Source organism: Pseudomonas citri (assembly GCF_025336485.1).
Classification (GTDB): Bacteria; Pseudomonadota; Gammaproteobacteria; order Pseudomonadales; family Pseudomonadaceae; genus Aquipseudomonas; species Aquipseudomonas citri.
This window is the reverse complement of record NZ_JAODAB010000010.1, coordinates 105,242-121,845: the sequence shown is the minus strand read 5'-3', so window position 1 is coordinate 121,845 and position 16,604 is coordinate 105,242. Positions and strand designations below refer to the sequence as shown.

15 protein-coding genes are annotated in these 16,604 nt (G+C 62.7%); 9 read left to right on the top strand and 6 right to left on the bottom strand.

Annotated elements, in window-relative coordinates; translation table 11 throughout:
• The first annotated feature begins 38 nt into the window (after positions 1-38).
• The 9 genes from N4Q37_RS13865 (at position 39) to N4Q37_RS13825 (ending at position 9,250) form a co-directional block, all read left to right on the top strand.
• Entirely contained in the window at positions 39-959 is a 921-nt protein-coding gene (locus N4Q37_RS13865) for a LysR family transcriptional regulator (protein WP_260958565.1), read from the top strand.
• A gap of 177 nt (positions 960-1,136) precedes the next feature.
• Positions 1,137-1,883: a hypothetical protein gene (locus N4Q37_RS13860; protein WP_260958564.1), complete on the top strand. Its 747-nt coding sequence runs from the start codon at positions 1,137-1,139 to the stop codon at positions 1,881-1,883.
• On the top strand, positions 1,874-2,746 hold the full coding sequence (locus N4Q37_RS13855; protein WP_260958563.1) for a fatty acid desaturase family protein: 873 nt from the start codon (positions 1,874-1,876) through the stop codon (positions 2,744-2,746). The genes N4Q37_RS13860 and N4Q37_RS13855 overlap by 10 nt, the downstream gene beginning before the upstream one ends.
• Positions 2,747-2,749: 3 nt before the next feature.
• Positions 2,750-3,733, top strand: coding sequence for a fatty acid desaturase family protein (locus tag N4Q37_RS13850; RefSeq protein WP_260958562.1), 984 nt, complete (start codon positions 2,750-2,752; stop codon positions 3,731-3,733).
• Positions 3,734-3,736: 3 nt separating this feature from the next.
• A complete protein-coding gene (locus N4Q37_RS13845; protein WP_260958561.1) occupies positions 3,737-4,507 on the top strand; it encodes a metal-dependent hydrolase in 771 nt (256 codons plus the stop codon).
• A 91-nt stretch (positions 4,508-4,598) separates the two neighbouring features.
• Positions 4,599-5,978, top strand: a complete 1,380-nt coding sequence (locus N4Q37_RS13840; RefSeq protein WP_260958560.1) for a UDP-glucose dehydrogenase family protein — start codon at positions 4,599-4,601, stop codon at positions 5,976-5,978.
• 168 nt (positions 5,979-6,146) lie between these two features.
• Positions 6,147-6,854 carry an HPP family protein gene (locus N4Q37_RS13835; protein WP_260958559.1) on the top strand — a complete coding sequence of 236 codons (708 nt, stop codon included), beginning with the start codon at positions 6,147-6,149 and terminating at the stop codon, positions 6,852-6,854.
• 134 nt (positions 6,855-6,988) lie between these two features.
• Positions 6,989-8,095, top strand: coding sequence for an enoyl-CoA hydratase/isomerase family protein (locus N4Q37_RS13830; protein ID WP_260958558.1), 1,107 nt, complete (start codon positions 6,989-6,991; stop codon positions 8,093-8,095).
• A gap of 3 nt (positions 8,096-8,098) precedes the next feature.
• Positions 8,099-9,250 carry an acyl-CoA dehydrogenase family protein gene (locus N4Q37_RS13825; protein WP_260958557.1) on the top strand — a complete coding sequence of 384 codons (1,152 nt, stop codon included), beginning with the start codon at positions 8,099-8,101 and terminating at the stop codon, positions 9,248-9,250.
• Positions 9,251-9,356: 106 nt separating this feature from the next.
• Here the strand turns inward: N4Q37_RS13825 and N4Q37_RS13820 are convergent, their stop codons facing one another.
• The 6 genes from N4Q37_RS13820 to N4Q37_RS13795 all read right to left on the bottom strand — a co-directional run bounded on the left by N4Q37_RS13820 (position 9,357) and on the right by N4Q37_RS13795 (position 16,590).
• Positions 9,357-10,130 (bottom strand): enoyl-CoA hydratase, encoded by a 774-nt coding sequence (locus N4Q37_RS13820; protein ID WP_260958556.1) that lies wholly within the window; start codon positions 10,128-10,130, stop codon positions 9,357-9,359.
• 13 nt (positions 10,131-10,143) lie between these two features.
• Complete coding sequence (locus N4Q37_RS13815) at positions 10,144-11,271, bottom strand: acyl-CoA dehydrogenase (RefSeq protein WP_260958555.1); 1,128 nt, start codon at positions 11,269-11,271, stop codon at positions 10,144-10,146.
• A 9-nt stretch (positions 11,272-11,280) separates the two neighbouring features.
• Positions 11,281-12,468, bottom strand: a complete 1,188-nt coding sequence (locus N4Q37_RS13810; protein ID WP_260958554.1) for an acetyl-CoA C-acyltransferase — start codon at positions 12,466-12,468, stop codon at positions 11,281-11,283.
• Positions 12,469-12,483: 15 nt separating this feature from the next.
• The gene (locus tag N4Q37_RS13805) at positions 12,484-13,245 is read right to left on the bottom strand and encodes an SDR family NAD(P)-dependent oxidoreductase (protein ID WP_260958553.1); all 762 of its coding nucleotides are present in this window, start codon (positions 13,243-13,245) and stop codon (positions 12,484-12,486) included.
• A 16-nt stretch (positions 13,246-13,261) separates the two neighbouring features.
• Positions 13,262-14,926, bottom strand: coding sequence for an AMP-binding protein (locus N4Q37_RS13800; protein WP_260958552.1), 1,665 nt, complete (start codon positions 14,924-14,926; stop codon positions 13,262-13,264).
• 206 nt (positions 14,927-15,132) lie between these two features.
• Positions 15,133-16,590, bottom strand: coding sequence for an ArnT family glycosyltransferase (locus N4Q37_RS13795; RefSeq protein WP_260958623.1), 1,458 nt, complete (start codon positions 16,588-16,590; stop codon positions 15,133-15,135).
• Positions 16,591-16,604: the final 14 nt, after the last annotated feature.

Sequence of the window (16,604 nt, the reverse complement as noted above, 5' to 3'; positions counted from 1 at the left end):
GCCGTTTCACCCATGACATTGCCAAGGAACCGCCCCAAGTGAACATCAAGTTTCTCGAAACCTTCGTCTGGGTGGCCCGCCTGAAGAGCTTTCGCCTCACTGCGGAAAAGCTGTTTACCACCCAGGCCTCCATTTCCAGTCGGATCGCAGCCCTGGAAGATGAGATGGGCGTGCGCCTGTTCGTGCGCGACTCCAAAGGGGTGTCGCTGACCTCCGAAGGACAACGGGTATTGGAATACGCCGAGCGCATCATGGACACGGTGCAAAGCATGAAGGCAGTGATCAAGGATCCGCGCCAGGTACGCGGACGGATCCGCATCGGCGCGATGGACACGGTGATCCACACTTGGCTCAGCCCGTTGGTGACGCGGCTGATGGAATGTTACCCGGCCCTGGAAATCGAGCTGTCGGCCGACACCGCGAGCAACCTGTGTTCGCAGTTGGAAAAAGGCTACCAGGACATCGTTTTCCAGACCGATATCCTGCGCCTGGACAGCGTGCGCAACGCATTGCTGACCCGTTATCCGATGCACTGGGTGGTGCGTCGCGGCTCGGTCTACGACCGTCACTATGCGTCGCTGGAAGATCTCTCCCAGGAACGCATCGTGACGTTTTCGCGCAACTCAAGGCCCCACCAGGACATTCTCAACCTGCTGCATTCGGCCAACATCGTCTCGCCGCGGATCAACTGCGTGAACTCGGCATCGGCCATCACCCGCCTGGTTCGCGACGGCTTCGGTATCGGCGCCATGCCGGCGGCGCTGGTGCAGGGCGAACTCGCCCAAGGCACGCTGACATTGGTTGAGGGCGTGCCACTGCCCTCGGTCATGGACATCGTCGCCAGCTGGCGAACCGGCGCGGGAATGGAACGGGTCGAAGACATCGTCAGCCTGACCCGGGACGTGGTCGGCGAGTTCGTGGCACAACTGCCGGCAGGCTACCGCCTGGATGCGGATTAGGGTTCTTGTGGCGAGGGAGCTCGCTCCCGCTGGCCTGCGCAGCGGGCCCCTGCCCCTCTTCAGGCAAGTCGACTGTTGTACCCGAGGCGATAGACGCCCGCTTCGTCATCAGATCTTCACAACCATGCCCTACCGTTAGCGCCGCCTGCCCCTCAAGCCCTGTCGGTGAGCCCTTACGTGAAGCAGCTGATACCGAATAAAAAGACTTACGAAAACCCCATCCATCCAAAGCGTACCCCGTCTGACGCGCCCCCCATCCATGTACGCTTTCTATCGCAGGCCGATATCCCCCTGCTGCTGGAACTCGAACAGCGCAAATGGACGGACGACCAACGTGCCGACGCCACCGCGCTGGCCTCGCGGATCAACGCGTTTCCGGCCTTGAGCGTCGGCGCATTTTGCGCCCGCAGCGGGGCTGCGCTGGCCTCATTGTTCATGAAGCCGACCCGTCACGAGGTGATACGCCAGTGCTCGACCTGGGCCGACTGCACCCGGCACCGGCAGGGCGACGAGTCGGCTAGGACCGGCGCCCTGTTCGGCATCAGCCTGAGCAGCGTCGATCCAAAAGCGGCGAACGCGATTTTCGAGTTTTTCTGGCCCTACGCCCTCAAACACGGATGGTCCGATATCTACCTCGGCTCGCCGGTGCCCGGCCTGCGCGACTGGCTCAGGAAAAACCCGGATACCCCGGTTAACCAATACGTGCGAAGCGCACGCCAGGGCCTGCCAGTGGACCCGCAACTGCGTTACTACTTCAAGAAGGGCTTTCGCCGGATCATCGCGGTCAAGGACAACTATTTCCCCCACGGTCCTTCACTGGACGTCGGCGTCCTGATCCAGGGGAAAGTGCCACTGTCGAGCCTTTCCTTCATTTGGAAAAGAGTACCGTTGCCCTGGTTGCAACGCCTGAAAAAATGCCTGTGAATGCCCTCAAGCGTGCCTCGCGCGCCAACCTGCCCAGTTACCTGTTCGTGGCCCTGTGCATCCTGAATACCGCGCTGATTGCCTGGCTGTCCGGCCAGGACACGTTCGGCTGGCAGGTGCTCGCACCGTTGATCCTGCTCCAGGCGATCCTGATGATCGGGGTCCAGGAGATCAAGCATCAGGGCGTACACCGCCAGTTCCTCGTCGGCACGCGGCTCAATGACGCGGTGGGGATGGTGGCAGCGGCCATTTTCGCCGCCAACTTCGTCGGCTATCGCCATTTTCACCTGGAGCATCATCGCAAGACCTGCCAGGCCGACGATCCCGAAGGGCTGATGTACGAAAAGTCATGGCGAACCCGCCTGATTTGCCTGCTAGGTCCCGTGGAACAGCTATGGATCAGCTTTTCCAGCAATCGCATTGCACGCCCCTACCTACCGCCTCACGCGATGTGGCAGTGGCGTTTCTGCAATGTCTTGATCGTCGTGTTCATTGTCGCGCTCGCGGCGAGTCTCTACGCGGCGCCGCGACAAGTCATCTACAGCTACCTGTTGCCGTATTGCATGTTTGCCTGGCTGGATTTCTGGCTGACACAAGCCGAGCACTATGGCGTGCCGATCTCAGCCCAGGGGGCGCGCCGCGATCCCGCCACGATCACGACGGACCTGTATCTGCCAAGGCCCATTTCCTGGCTGATCCTGCATCGCTCGCTGCACCGCACCCACCATGCCGCGCCAGCCACCCGTTGGTTCCAGGCGCATGCGCGATCAGTGGCCCTGGAGCAACACAAACCCGGCGGCGCGACAGACCTGCCCACCTTCGTCGCGACCTGGATGCGTCTGGGTCCCCGACTCTGGAAATAAACCATGAACGATACAACCATCGAACCGCAACGCCCCACGATGGCCGAGGCTCGCCAGCGCATCGGCACCGTGGAACGCACCCGACTACTGGCATGGAGCACCCCGGCGCCATTACGTTTACTGGCCCTGACGGTGGCCGAGTGGGTGCTGATTCTGTGCGCGGCAGGCATGGCCATCCAGGCAGAATCGATTTTCGCCACGCTGCTGGCCATCCTGTTCATCGGTACGCGACAGCACGCATTGTTGATCCTGATGCATGAGTTTTCCCACCGTCAGTTCAGCCGGACCCGCCCGGTACTCAACGATACGCTGGGGGATTTGCTGACGGCACTGCCCTTCACCATCACCCTGTTCGGCTTTCGCCGCGACCACACCGCTCACCATCTGCACACGGCCACCGACCGCGATCCCAACTGGGTGTCGTGCAAGGGGCAGGAGCGCTTCACCTTTCCAAAATCCACTCTCGATATGCTCGGCCTGCTGCTGAAACACGGCATCGGCTTGTACACCCTCCACGAATTCAAAACGGCCCTGGTCACCTCAAGAATGGCCTCGCAATGCCCACCCTCCACGCACTACCGGCAATGGATTTTTGCGATTGCAGTCGCGGCGCTGCTCACCGGGTTCAATCTTTGGCTGGCTGTCGCGGTGTATTGGCTGCTACCCATGTTCACGGTGCTGATGGTGCTGCTGTATTGGCGCGACGTGGCCGAACACTTCGCGATCGCGCAACCGGAACACGACGTCTCGCGAACGGTCATTGCGCCCTGGTGGGAGCGCCTGCTGATCGCTCCTCACGGCGTGGGCTTTCATGCCGAACACCACTTGTATCCCGCCGTACCTGGCTTTCGCCTGGCACAGGTGCATGCCGCGCTCATGGAAGACGAGGCGTACCTCCAGCGAGCACACGTCACCCGTGGTTATTGCACGGGGCTGATTCGTGAGGTCTCTGCCTCAATCAATGTGAGTTCAAGCGCGAGGAACTGATCCATGGATATCCTCCGACAGCAGGCCACCGACAGCGTCGGCGAAGGCACCGGGTTCAAGCCCTTCTGGAACGAAACACCCATCAAGACCTACCTGTTCGACGCATTCTCGATACTGCTCCCGGCAGGCGAGCAATTCGTGATTTCGGTGGTGGAATCCGCCGCGTTACGGTTGCCACAGACCTCGACGCTCGCCAACGACTCGCGCCGCTTCGTCGCCGAGGAACGCGCTCACCAGCGAGCGCACCGGCTCTACAACCAACAGTTGGAAAAACAGGGATTCGAGATCAGCCAATACGAATTGGCGATCGCAAAAGACCTCGACACCTTGCAATCGAAATGGTCACCGGCTGCGCAAGTGGCCCTGGCCGCGGCTTTCGAGCATATAACGGCGGTGGTTTCCCAAGTCGCGTTGCGCAACGGCGGCCTGCTCTCGGCCGAGCCGTCGACACAGACCCGCCTGTGGCGCTGGCATTGCCAGGAAGAGGTGGCGCACCAGCATGTCACCACCGACCTGCTGCGGGCGCTGAAGATTCCCTACTGGCAACGCATCGGCTGTTATCTGGCCGCGTCTACGCTGCTGACGTTCGACGTGCTACGCCACATGCGCGGTTTCGCCCGCCTGGACGTGGCCCGTGGCCGTGTCAGCGCCACCCAGGTCCGTCGCTCGACGGCGCGCCTGTTGCTGCACGACGGGACCAACCTGCTGGCGATGAGCGTCGGCTGGGCGGGGTACTTCCTGCCGCTCAAAGCCAGAATCCCAAACTGTCAGTGAACTGCAACATCCACGACTTATTCTGGGATTCGCACGGCGGCGAACCGCTGGTTGTGCAAGTCCGCTCGTTCGGAGCTCCAGGGAGTCCGCCATGAAAATCAGTGTATTGGGAAGTGGTTACGTTGGCTTGGTGCAAGCCGCCGTGATGGCCGAGGTCGGTCATGACGTGGTGTGCATGGACATCGACGAACGAAAAGTCGAGAACCTGCGCCAAGGCCAGGTGAGTATTTTTGAGCCTGGCCTGGCCGCCCTGGTACGCGAGGGACTAGAAGCCGGTCGGCTGCGGTTCACCAGTGACGAACAACTGGCCGTGCAGCATGGCCAGGTATTGTTCATTGCCGTGGGCACACCTTCCCTGGAAGACGGTTCGGCGGACCTGAGCCAGGTCCTGGCGGTCGGCGATGCGGTCGCGCGTTATCGTGAGCAACCGCTCATCGTGGTGGAAAAGTCCACCGTACCGGTGGGCACTGGCGACCTGCTGCGCGCGCACATCGAGAAGGGGCTGCTCAAGGCCGGTCGGCTGTTGCAGTTCGACATCGTCTCCAATCCCGAATTTCTCAAGGAAGGCTCGGCCGTGGCCGATTGCCGTCGCCCGGATCGCATCGTCATCGGCTGTGAACGCGAGGAAGTGCGGCAAACCATGCGTGACCTGTATGCGCCGTTCAATCGCAACCACGACCGCGTCCTGCTCATGGACCTGCGCAGCGCCGAGCTGACCAAGTACGCCGCCAACGGCATGCTGGCGACCAAGATCAGCTTCATCAACCAGATCGCCGAGCTGGCCGAACACTTGGGGGCCGACATCGAGTCCGTGCGCCTGGGTATCGGCGCCGACTCACGCATCGGCTATCACTTCATCTATCCCGGCTGTGGCTACGGGGGTTCGTGCTTTCCCAAGGACATGCGGGCGCTGATCCACACCGCCGAACAGGCGCACTGCTCCAGCGACCTGCTGCAAGCGGTGGAAGCCATCAACGGGCGGCAGAAACACAAGCTGTTCGAACGGATCAAGGCGTTCTACAAGGGCGATCTGCGGGGCAAGACCTTTGCCTTGTGGGGCCTGGCCTTCAAGCCCAACACCGATGACATGCGCGACGCACCGAGCCGCGCGCTGCTGGAGTCGCTGTGGGCCGCCGGGGCGAGCGTCCGTGCGTTCGACCCCGAAGCCATGCAACAGACCCAGCAGCTGTACCCCAACGAAGCGAAACTGATGCTGATGGGCACCCCCGAGTCCGTCTTGCCGGGGGCCGATGCGCTGATTATCTGCACTGAATGGCAGCCGTTCAAGGCGCCGGATTTTGACTTGATCCTGCAACGCCTGAAGGCTGCCGTGGTGTTTGACGGGCGCAACCTGTATGACCCGCAGCGCATGGCCGACAGGGGCTTCACCTACTTCCCGATGGGCCGTGGACAGTCGTGCCAGCTACCGGTCGCCGAAACGACGTGGTTCGCGGCTTCCAAGAGCGCATAGGCGTTACTTCAAAATTAATGAACTCAAGCAGCATTAATATGAATTTGTAAGCCAGGGTTGCCGGCGGCACACTGTGTGGCGTTCCTCCCCCAACTGTTGGAACACTTAAAGGGCTTTCAGGAATTCTCCGGTAAGCCCCTTTTTTTGTTCGTTTTTTGGTGCCGCTGAATGCTCTCTCGCTGGATCCCCGCCGCTATCAATACCCGCCCCACCGAATGGAGCCGCGCGGCCATCGGCATGGCCCTGGGAACGATGTTCAGTGTCTGGCTGTGTGGCCAGGCCTTCGGCCTTGAGGTAGCGCAACACCTGATCGGCCCGCTGGGTGCCTCCGCCGTGCTGTTGTTCGCCGTGTCTTCGGGGGCCCTCGCCCAGCCCTGGTCGATTTTCGGCGGCTACCTGTGCGCATCCGTCGTGGCGTTGCTGGTGGCCCATGTGCTGGGGCGCACCCTGGGCAGCGCCAGCCTGGCGGCCGGCTTGGCGCTGGTGTTGATGTGCTGGCTGCGTTGTGTGCATCCACCGGCAGGCGCCGTGGCGGCGACCTTGGTACTGGCGGACGCGTCCATTGTCGCTCTGGACTGGCAAGCCGTCGGCGCAGCCATGCTGGCCGGTTCCGGGTTGCTCGCCTTTGCGCTGGCCTATAACAACCTGACGCGGGTGCGCTACCCCAAGCGAGCCAGCGAGCCCGTGGCCGTCATCCCGGCGGACCATGCACCGGTGGACCGCCAGTCCATCACCGCCGAAGACCTGAAACTGGCGCTGGCGGAAATGGAGGCGTTCTTCGACGTCACGCCTGAAGACCTTGAACGATTGATCCACGCCAGCGAGCGGAATGCCAAGCGCCGTAGCATCACGGAAGTGCTTTCGGGTCGCGGCTGATCCTGTGACTGCTATAAATATGCAGACAGGACCTGCATGTATCCCGGTTGTGCAATGCAAATTTGCACTGTTACGATCCTGAGCGGAGACGTGCGACAAAATTTATAAAGAACAATAAAAGCAGGGAGTTAGCGATGACTGCTCAGGTTTCATCCCAAGTCACAGGCCCCGTTGCAAGCGTGGCCTGTGAAGTGTTGGTCGAAGTTCGCAATCATATTGGCCACTTGACCCTGAATCGCCCCGCCGGCCTCAATGCCCTGACCCTGGACATGGTGCGCCGCTTGCAACAGCAACTCGATGCCTGGGCCCTCGATCCACAGATCCGCGCCGTCGTCCTGCGTGGCGCCGGCGGCAAAGCGTTCTGCGCTGGCGGTGATATCCGCTCGCTGTACGACAGTCATAAGCAGGGCGATAGCCTGCATGAAACCTTCTTCGTCGAGGAGTACGCCCTCGACCTGACGATCCACCACTACCGCAAACCTGTCCTGGCCCTGATGGACGGTTTTGTCCTGGGCGGCGGCATGGGGTTGGTGCAAGGCGCCGACCTGCGGGTGGTGACCGAACGCAGCCGCCTGGGCATGCCGGAAGTCGGCATTGGCTATTTTCCCGACGTAGGCGGCAGTTATTTCCTGCCACGGATTCCCGGCGAACTGGGGCTCTACCTGGGCGTCAGCGGCGTACAGATTCGCGCGGCCGATGCGTTGTATTGCGGCCTGGCCGACTGGTACGTGGAAAGCCGTAAGCTCGAACGGTTCGATGAGCGTCTCGATCGGCTGGAGTGGCACGACACGCCGCTCAAGGACCTGCAAAGCCTGCTCGCCAAACTCGGTGTGCAACAACTCCCGGCCGCGCCCCTGGCCGATTTGCGTCCGGCCATCGACCATTTCTTTGCCCTTCCCGATGTGCCGAGCATCGTCGAGCAGTTACGCCAGGTCACCGTCGCCAACAGCCATGCCTGGGCGCTCGAAACCGCCGACCTTTTGGACACCCGCTCGCCCCTGGCCATGGCCGTGACCCTGGAAATGCTCCGCCGCGGTCGCCATCTGAGCCTGGAGAACTGTTTCGACCTGGAGTTGCACCTGGACCGGCAATGGTTCGAGCGTGGCGACCTGATCGAAGGTGTGCGCGCCCTGCTGATCGACAAGGACAAGGCCCCGCGCTGGAATCCTCCCACCCTGCAAGCGCTGGACGCCCGCCACGTGGCGAGCTTCTTCGACGACTTCGACGAACACGGGAACTGAGTCATGCAAGACCTTGAATTGACTGAAGAACAAGTGATGATCCGCGACATGGCCCGGGACTTCGCCCGTGGTGAAATCGCGCCCCATGCCCAGGCCTGGGAAAAAGCCGGATGGATCGATGATGGCCTGGTGGCGAAGATGGGCGAGCTGGGGCTGTTGGGGATGGTGGTGCCCGAAGAATGGGGCGGCACCTACGTCGACTACGTGGCCTACGCCCTGGCGGTGGAAGAGATCTCGGCCGGCGACGGTGCCACTGGCGCACTGATGAGTATCCACAACTCGGTGGGCTGTGGCCCGGTGCTGAATTTCGGCACCGATGAACAAAAACAGACCTGGCTGGCCGAGCTTGCCAGTGGCCAGGCCATTGGCTGCTTCTGCCTGACCGAACCCCAGGCCGGCTCTGAGGCCCATAACTTGCGCACCCGCGCCGAACTGCGCGATGGCCAATGGGTGATCAACGGCGCGAAACAGTTCGTCAGCAACGGCAAGCGGGCGAAACTGGCGATCGTGTTCGCCGTGACCGATCCGGATCTGGGCAAGAAAGGCATTTCGGCGTTCCTGGTGCCCACCCAGACACCGGGTTTCATCGTCGATCGCACCGAACACAAGATGGGCATCCGCGCCTCGGACACCTGCGCCGTCACCCTGAGCAACTGCACCGTTCCCGAGGCCAACCTGCTGGGCACCCGTGGCAAGGGCCTGGCGATCGCCCTCTCCAACCTTGAAGGCGGCCGCATCGGCATCGCCGCGCAAGCCTTGGGCATCGCCCGTGCGGCGTTTGAAGCGGCCCTGGCCTATGCGCGTGATCGGGTGCAGTTCGACAAGCCGATCCTCGAACACCAGAGCATCGCCAACCTGCTGGCCGACATGCACACCCAACTGAACGCTGCGCGCCTGCTCATCCTCCACGCCGCCCGCCTGCGCAGTGCCGGCAAGCCCTGCTTGTCGGAAGCCTCCCAGGCCAAGCTGTTCGCCTCGCAAATGGCCGAGAAGGTCTGCTCCTCGGCGATCCAGATTCACGGTGGCTATGGGTACCTGGAGGATTACCCGGTAGAACGCTACTACCGCGATGCGCGGATCACCCAGATCTATGAAGGCTCCAGCGAAATACAACGGATGGTTATCGCCCGGGAGCTGAAGCACTACCTGGTGTAAGGGCCGGAAAAGCATCGCGAGCAAGCTTTGCTCCCACAGGATTCGAAGAGCCCCCCGAACTGTGAGAGCAAAGCTTGCTCGCGATGGTGTCAGTCAGGACAGCGCTTTATTTGTCCTGGAACTCAGCCGCACGCTTGGCAACGAACGCAGCCATGCCTTCCTTTTGATCATGGGTCGCGAACGCGGCATGGAATACCCGCCGTTCGAAACGCACGCCTTCGGCCAGGCTCACTTCAAACGCACGGTTGACGCTTTCCTTGACCATCATGCTGATCGGCACCGACTTGGAGGCGATCAGCGCTGCGGTTTTCAGCGCGTCGTCCAGCAGTTCATCGGCCGGGACGATCCGCGCGACGATGCCACAACGCTCGGCTTCCACCGCGTCGATGAAGCGCCCGGTCAGGCACATCTCCATGGCCTTGGCCTTGCCCACCGCACGCGTCAGGCGTTGGGTGCCGCCCATGCCTGGCAGCACGCCGAGGTTGACTTCCGGCTGGCCGAACCTGGCGTTGTCGCCAGCCAGGATGAAGTCGCACATCAAGGCCAGCTCGCAACCACCGCCCAATGCAAAGCCGTTCACCGCCGCGATGATCGGTTTGCGCCGGTTCGCCACCCGGTCACTGTCGCTGAACAAGTCGTCGAGGTAGATCTGCGGGTAGGTCAGCTCGGCCATTTCCTTGATATCGGCACCGGCGGCGAACGCCTTCTTCGAACCGGTCAGCACGATGCAACCGATCTTCGGATCCGCTTCCAGGCTGTCCAACGCCTGGTTCAGCTCGCTGACAATCTGTGCATTCAAGGCATTCAAGGCCTGGGGCCGGTTGAGGGTGATCAGGCCGACGCGGTCCTTGATCTCCAATAGAATCGTTTCGTAGCTCATGCAGGACTCCTGTTCAAAGATTGCGCGAAATGACCATGCGCTGAATGTCGCTGGTGCCTTCGTAGATCTGGCACACCCGCACGTCGCGATAAATGCGCTCCAGCGGGAAGTCGTTGAGGTAACCGTAACCGCCCAGGGTTTGCAACGCCATGGAGCAGACTTTCTCGGCCATTTCCGAGGCGAACAGCTTGGCCATGGACGCCTCCACCAACGCCGGCTGGCCGTTGTCGCGCAAGGCAGCAGCGTAATGGACCATCTGCCGTGCCACGGCGATCTGGGTCGCCATGTCCGCCAGGCGGAACGCCACGGCCTGGTGCTCGATGATCGGTTTGCCGAAGCTCTGCCGCTCGCGGGCGTAATCGCGCGCCGCTTCGAACGCGGCGCGGGCCATGCCCACCGACTGCGCAGCGATGCCGACCCGGCCACCTTCCAGGTTCGCCAGGGCGATCTTGTAGCCTTCGCCCTCTTCTCCCAGGCGATTGCCCACCGGCACCTTCACATCCTCGAAGAGGATCTGGCAGGTATCGGAGGCGTGCTGGCCGAGTTTGTCCTCGACCCGCGCGACGCTGTAGCCCGGTGAATCGGTGGGCACGATGAAGGCACTGATACCGCGCTTGCCCGCGCTCGGGTCAGTCACCGCAAACACGATCACCACCCCGGCGTTCTGCCCCGAAGTGATGAACTGCTTGCTGCCGTTGAGCACGTAATGATCGCCCTCGCGCCGTGCCCGGGTCTTCAGGCTGCTGGCGTCCGAACCGGCCTGTGGCTCGGTCAGGGCGAAGGCGCCGAGCATGGCACCGCTGGCCAGGGGGGTGAGGAACCTGGCTTTTTGGTCGTCGTTGCCGAATTTGAGGATCGGCACGCAACCCACCGAGTTGTGCACGCTCATGATGGTCGAGCACGCGCCGTCACCGGCGGCGATTTCCTCCAGGGCCATGGCGTACGTCAGGTAACCGGTGTCGCAACCGCCCCATTGCTCCGGCACGAGCATGCCGAAGAAGCCCAGTTCGGCCATTTCACCAATGGCCTCCTTGGGGAAGCGGTGCTCACGGTCCCACTCGGCAGCGAACGGTTTCAGACGTTCCTGGGCGAACTGTCGGGCGACGTCGCTGATTTGGGTCTGTTCTTCAGTCGGGAGCATGGTGATTCCTTAATACAGGCATTCGACGGCCATGGCCGTGGCTTCGCCGCCGCCGATGCAGATCGCCGCGACGCCGTGCTTGAGACCTTTCTGGCGCAAGGCCGAGAGCAATGTCACGAGGATCCGTGCGCCCGAGGCACCAATCGGGTGGCCCAGTGCGCAGGCACCGCCGTGAATGTTGACCTTGGCGTGGGGGATTTCCAGCTTGTCCATGGTCACCAGGCTCACCACGGCGAACGCTTCGTTGACTTCGAACAGATCAACGTCCTCCAGCGACCAGCCGGTCTTGCTCATCAGTTTTTTCACCGCGCCAATGGGGGCCGTGGGAAACAGGCTCGGCGTGTCGGCAAATGCCGCGTGACCGTGGATCACCGCCAAGGGCTTCAAGCCCCGTTGGGTCGCTTGGCTCTGGCGCATCAGCACCAGCGCAGCGGCGCCGTCGGAGATGGAACTGGAGTTGGCCGCCGTTACGGTGCCACCCTCGCGGAACGCCGGTTTAAGAGAAGCAATCTTGTCGATCCGTGCCTTCGGCGGTTGCTCGTCGTGGCGAATGGTCACTTGCTCCTTGCCGACCATGACCTGCAACGGCACGATCTCGGCGTCGAAACTGCCCTCTTCGATGGCCTGCTGGGCGCGGGTGGTGGAGGCAATGGCGAAGGCGTCCTGGGCCTCGCGGCTGAAACCGTTGGCTTCGGCGCAATCTTCGGCGAAGGTGCCCATCAGGCGGCCTTTGTCGTAGGCGTCTTCCAGGCCGTCGAGGAACATGTGATCGAGCACCCGGCCATGACCCATCCGGTAGCCGCTGCGGGCACGGTCGAGCAGATACGGCGCATTGGACATGCTCTCCATGCCGCCGGCCACCACCACCTCGGCGCTGCCGGCGATGAGCATGTCATGGGCGAGGATCGTTGCCTCCATGCCCGAGCCGCACATCTTGTTGAGCGTGGTGCAGCGGGTCGACTTTTCGAGCCCCGCCCCCAGCGCGGCCTGACGCGCCGGCGCCTGGCCCTGGCCGGCGGCGAGTACGCAACCGAACAGCACCTCTTCGACCGCATCAGGCGCAATGCCGGCACGTTCTACAGCCGCCTTGATGGCGGCGGCACCCAACTGCGGCGCGCTGAGGCTTTTCAGTTCGCCCTGGAAACCACCCATGGGGGTGCGGACGGCACTGACGATGACGATAGGATCGTTGGACATCATGAATCCTCCTGGTTATTTGGCGGCCATGCGCAAGGCGCCGTCGAGACGGATCACCTCGCCGTTGAGCATGCTGTTCTCAATGATATGCCTGGCCAGCGCCGCATACTCGCTGGGTTTGCCCAGGCGTGGCGGGAACGGCACGCCGGCGGCCAGGGAATCGCGTACTTCCGGGATCATGCCGGCCATCATCGGGGTTTCGAAAATGCCCGGGGCGATGGTCATGACGCGGATGCCGAAGCGCGCCAGCTCGCGAGCGGCCGGCAAGGTCAAGCTGGCGATGGCACCTTTGGAAGCCGCATAAGCCGCCTGTCCGATCTGCCCGTCAAAGGCCGCCACCGACGCGGTGTTGATGATCACCCCGCGCTCACCGTCGGCGTCCGCCTCGGTTTCGGCCATGGCTGCGGCAGCCAGGCGCAGCAGGTTGAAGCTGCCGATCAGGTTGACGTTGATCACCTGGCTGAAACTCGCCAGCGCGTGGGGGCCGTTCTTACCGAGGACTTTCTCGCCGCGCACGATACCGGCGCAATTGACCAGGCCATTCAGACCGCCGAAAGCCGTGACGGTGGCCTTGACCGCCGCTTCAGCCGCGGCCTCGTCGCTGATGTCCGCCACCACACTCTGGCAGCCGAGCTTTTGCGCCTGGGCAGCCACCGCCTCGGCGTTGAGGTCCACCAGCATCACCTTGGCGCCGGCCTTGACCAGCATTTCGCCAGTGGCCGCGCCAAGGCCGGAAGCACCGCCGCTGACGAGGAAAATCTTGTTGTCGATCTGCATCATGGTTTCCTTGGATTCAAGCTGAAACGTTGTGCGCCATCGCTTCTTGGGCTTTGGCGATTTCCTGGTTGCGCAAGATAAAGCGCTGCAATTTGCCGCTTGGGGTTTTCGGCAAATCGGTGACAAATTCGATCTCACGGGGATACGCATGGGCGGCCAGGCGCTTGCGCACGTGCTGGCGCAATTCTTCGGCCAGTTCTGGCGCGGCGCGGTATTGGGCGCTGAGCACGACGAAGGCTTTCACCAGCTCGGTACGCTCCGGATCCGGCTTGCCAATCACGGCGGCCTCCACCACCGCCGGGTGTTCGATCAATGCGCTTTCCACGTCGAACGGACCGACACGGTAGCCCGAAGTGGTGATCACATCGTCGCTGCGGCCGACGAAACTGATGCTGCCGTCGGGGTTGAACTCCACGGTATCGCCACTCAGATAATAGTCGCCGACAAAGGCCTTGGTCGGCCCGCCCTCGTAACCGGCGAACCAGCACATGGGCGACTGGCTGCGGTCCACGGCGAGGATGCCCGGCTGGCCCACGCCCAGTTCACGATAATTTTCATCGAGCACCACGATCCGGTGGCCCGGCGAGGCAAAACCGGCCGCGCCCAGGTGCACCGGATGCTCCAGACCATGGTGATTGCACAGCACCATGCCCAGCTCGGTCTGGCCGTAATGGTCGTGGATCACCACGCCCAGGTGGTCGGCGAACCAGCGGATCACTTCCGGGTTCAGCGGCTCGCCGGCGCTGCTGACGATGCGCAGCTTGCCCTTGATCGAGCGGGCGAATTGCTCGCCTCCGGCGATCAACAGGCGATAGGCCGTGGGCGAACCGGTCAGGTTGGTGATGCCGTATTTGTTGATGATCCGGCAGGTGCTTTCCAGGGTGAACGGGCCATCGTAGAAGGTAATGGGATGCCCCATGGCCAGCGGACCGGTCACGCCGAAGTAGATGCCGTAGGCCCAACCCGGATCGGCGACGTTCCAGAACGCGTCTTCCGGGCGCAGGTCGACGGCGTCGCGGGTGTAACTCTGGAATGCCACGATGGCCTTGAGCGGCACCGACAACGCTTTGGCGGGTCCCGTGGTGCCCGAGGTGAACATCAGCAGGAACGGGTCCTCGCCGGTGAGCATCACCGGCTCACACTGACAGGAATGGTTAGCCACCTCGGCCCAGAAACTGTAGTCGCCCCGGACAATGCCCCGGCCTTTTTCGCCGCCGACCGTGACGACCGTGGGGCAACCAGACACTTCATCGAGCTTGGGACGGTTGATGGCGTCGGTGACCACCACCCGCGCGCCCGAATTGCCGAGACGGTGTTCGATGGCCTTGGGGCCGAAGGCGGTGAACAACGGTTGGTACACCGCGCCGATGCGCCAAGTGGCGAGCACCACGATCAACAGTTCGGCAGTGCGCGGCAGCAGGCCGGCCACCTTGTCACCCTTGCCCACGCCTTGGGCCAGCAGGAAATTGGCGAAACGTGCGGCGTTGTCCTGCAGGTCGCGGTACGTCCAGGTCGCATCACTGCCGTCGCGGCCCTCCCAGAACAAGGCGATGCGCCCCGGCAACGCGTGCCGGTCGCAGCACTCGACACAGGCATTGAGCGCCTCGAGCGAGCCGTGCAACGCGGTATTGACGGTGTGCAGGTAATCGAACTGCGACGTGGCGGACGAGTAATCGCGCATGACCAGAATCCCTCTGTACTTTTTATTGGTGGGGGAACCGTAAACAGCGGGAAGATACTCGCGCCGAAGGGGGGTGGCGGCAATGGTCAAAGCCATCAAGTTGCTTGACTGGTTTGGCCATGGTTTGGGGAAGGTGTCGGCAGCAATGCCCCCACACAAATCCCCTGTGGGAGCAAAGCCTGCTCGCGATAGCGGCGGTTCAGGCGCTACAAAGGCTGCTTCCAGGCAAATGAATACACTTTCTCCGGCACCGGCAGCTGGCAGTGCTGGTTATCCGCATCAGCCCCCACCAGGAACCATTCGGCCCGCGAGGTATTGCCGACGCGGCGGGCTTTTTGCAGGTCGTAGCAACGCTCCAGCTCGTGCGCGGGGACCAGCGCATAGGCCTGCCGGTGACTGCGCAGCCAACTGGCGGATTGCTCCAGGGACTGTTTGCTGTAAAAGCCAAAATGCACGATGGGCTGCCGGGCGAACAACCAATGCCCCTCACGCCAACCCACCAATACCAGCTCGGCATTGCCCGTCAACCGTGCCACCTCTTGCATCAGTGTTTCATGGGGGTTGATGCCCTCCTTGTGGGGCTCGACGAAACCGCGCACGAACCAGGCGCACAACCACACCGCCGCCAGCAGCGAGAAAGCCGCCCTGCCCCGTGGACGCTGGCTGAACCAACGCCGCAACAGCCACGGAACAAGCGGCGCCACCACCAGCACCAGCGCCGGCACTGCCGGGAAAATGTACAGCTTGCGCTTGCCGCTGCTCAGGCTGAAGAACACCAGCACCAACACCACCCATGCGAGCAGGACCAACACTCGACCGTCGCGCTTGGCCAGTTGCCTGCGCCAGGCCGGTATCAGCCACGGGAGCATGAACACCATCGGCAGCCAGTACTTGGGGATCACCTGGACCAGGAAGTACCAAAAGGGCTCGCGGTGCTCCCAGGCATGGGCATATCGGCCAGCGGTTTGCTTGAACAGGATTTCCTGGGCATACGCCAGGCTGTCGCTACTGCCCTGCCACACGATCAGCAGCAACGGCCCCAGCCACAGCGCAATGGCGCCCAGCGCCACCAGCAGGCCCAGCCACCATTTCCCAGCCTGGCCGGGCATGGGCACGAGACCTTTCCAGCCCTTGCGCACCCCATAGGCGTAGGGAATCAGCATCAACGCCGGCAGAAAGCCCACGCCCTTGCTGATGATGCCCAAGCCCATCGCCGCGCAGGCAATGTAGTACCAGCGCCAGGCCGGACCGAGCAGCAGGTGCCGGCCCAGGCCATAGATGCCCAAGACCGTCCAAAGGGCCAGGAAACCGTCGATCTGCCCGGTCCGCAAAATGCTGTAGGTCTGGTAGGTCGCCAGGAACAACAGCCCGGCGATCATCCCCACGCGTCGCCCCCAGAGGCGCCGTCCCAGGTCATACAGGCAGGCCGTGGTCACCGCTCCCGCCAGCAGCGCCGGCAGGTACAGTGCCACTTTGGGCAGGTGGGTCAGTTGCACGAACAGCGCCACCGTCCACATGAACAGCGGCGGTTTGTCCGCGTAGATTTCGCCGGCACGATGGGGAATGAACCATGCGCCGTTCTGCAGCATTTCCAGGGCGACGCCGAGGAAACGCTCTTCATCGACATTCAACGGCTGGCGCCAGCCCAGGCCGGCGCCCACCATGATCAACGCCAATG

What these genes read in the sequence shown, in the direction of transcription:
- N4Q37_RS13855 (WP_260958563.1), top strand. Translation starts at nt 1,874, where the DNA reads ATGCCTGTGAATGCCCTCAAGCGTGCCTCGCGCGCCAACCTGCCCAGT.
- N4Q37_RS13850 (WP_260958562.1), top strand. Translation starts at nt 2,750, where the DNA reads ATGAACGATACAACCATCGAACCGCAACGCCCCACGATGGCCGAGGCT.
- N4Q37_RS13845 (WP_260958561.1), top strand. Translation starts at nt 3,737, where the DNA reads ATGGATATCCTCCGACAGCAGGCCACCGACAGCGTCGGCGAAGGCACC.
- N4Q37_RS13840 (WP_260958560.1), top strand. Translation starts at nt 4,599, where the DNA reads ATGAAAATCAGTGTATTGGGAAGTGGTTACGTTGGCTTGGTGCAAGCC.
- N4Q37_RS13835 (WP_260958559.1), top strand. Translation starts at nt 6,147, where the DNA reads ATGCTCTCTCGCTGGATCCCCGCCGCTATCAATACCCGCCCCACCGAA.
- N4Q37_RS13830 (WP_260958558.1), top strand. Translation starts at nt 6,989, where the DNA reads ATGACTGCTCAGGTTTCATCCCAAGTCACAGGCCCCGTTGCAAGCGTG.
- N4Q37_RS13825 (WP_260958557.1), top strand. Translation starts at nt 8,099, where the DNA reads ATGCAAGACCTTGAATTGACTGAAGAACAAGTGATGATCCGCGACATG.
- N4Q37_RS13820 (WP_260958556.1), bottom strand. Translation starts at nt 10,130, where the DNA reads ATGAGCTACGAAACGATTCTATTGGAGATCAAGGACCGCGTCGGCCTG.
- N4Q37_RS13815 (WP_260958555.1), bottom strand. Translation starts at nt 11,271, where the DNA reads ATGCTCCCGACTGAAGAACAGACCCAAATCAGCGACGTCGCCCGACAG.
- N4Q37_RS13810 (WP_260958554.1), bottom strand. Translation starts at nt 12,468, where the DNA reads ATGTCCAACGATCCTATCGTCATCGTCAGTGCCGTCCGCACCCCCATG.
- N4Q37_RS13805 (WP_260958553.1), bottom strand. Translation starts at nt 13,245, where the DNA reads ATGCAGATCGACAACAAGATTTTCCTCGTCAGCGGCGGTGCTTCCGGC.
- N4Q37_RS13800 (WP_260958552.1), bottom strand. Translation starts at nt 14,926, where the DNA reads ATGCGCGATTACTCGTCCGCCACGTCGCAGTTCGATTACCTGCACACC.
- N4Q37_RS13795 (WP_260958623.1), bottom strand. Translation starts at nt 16,590, where the DNA reads ATGGTGGGCGCCGGCCTGGGCTGGCGCCAGCCGTTGAATGTCGATGAA.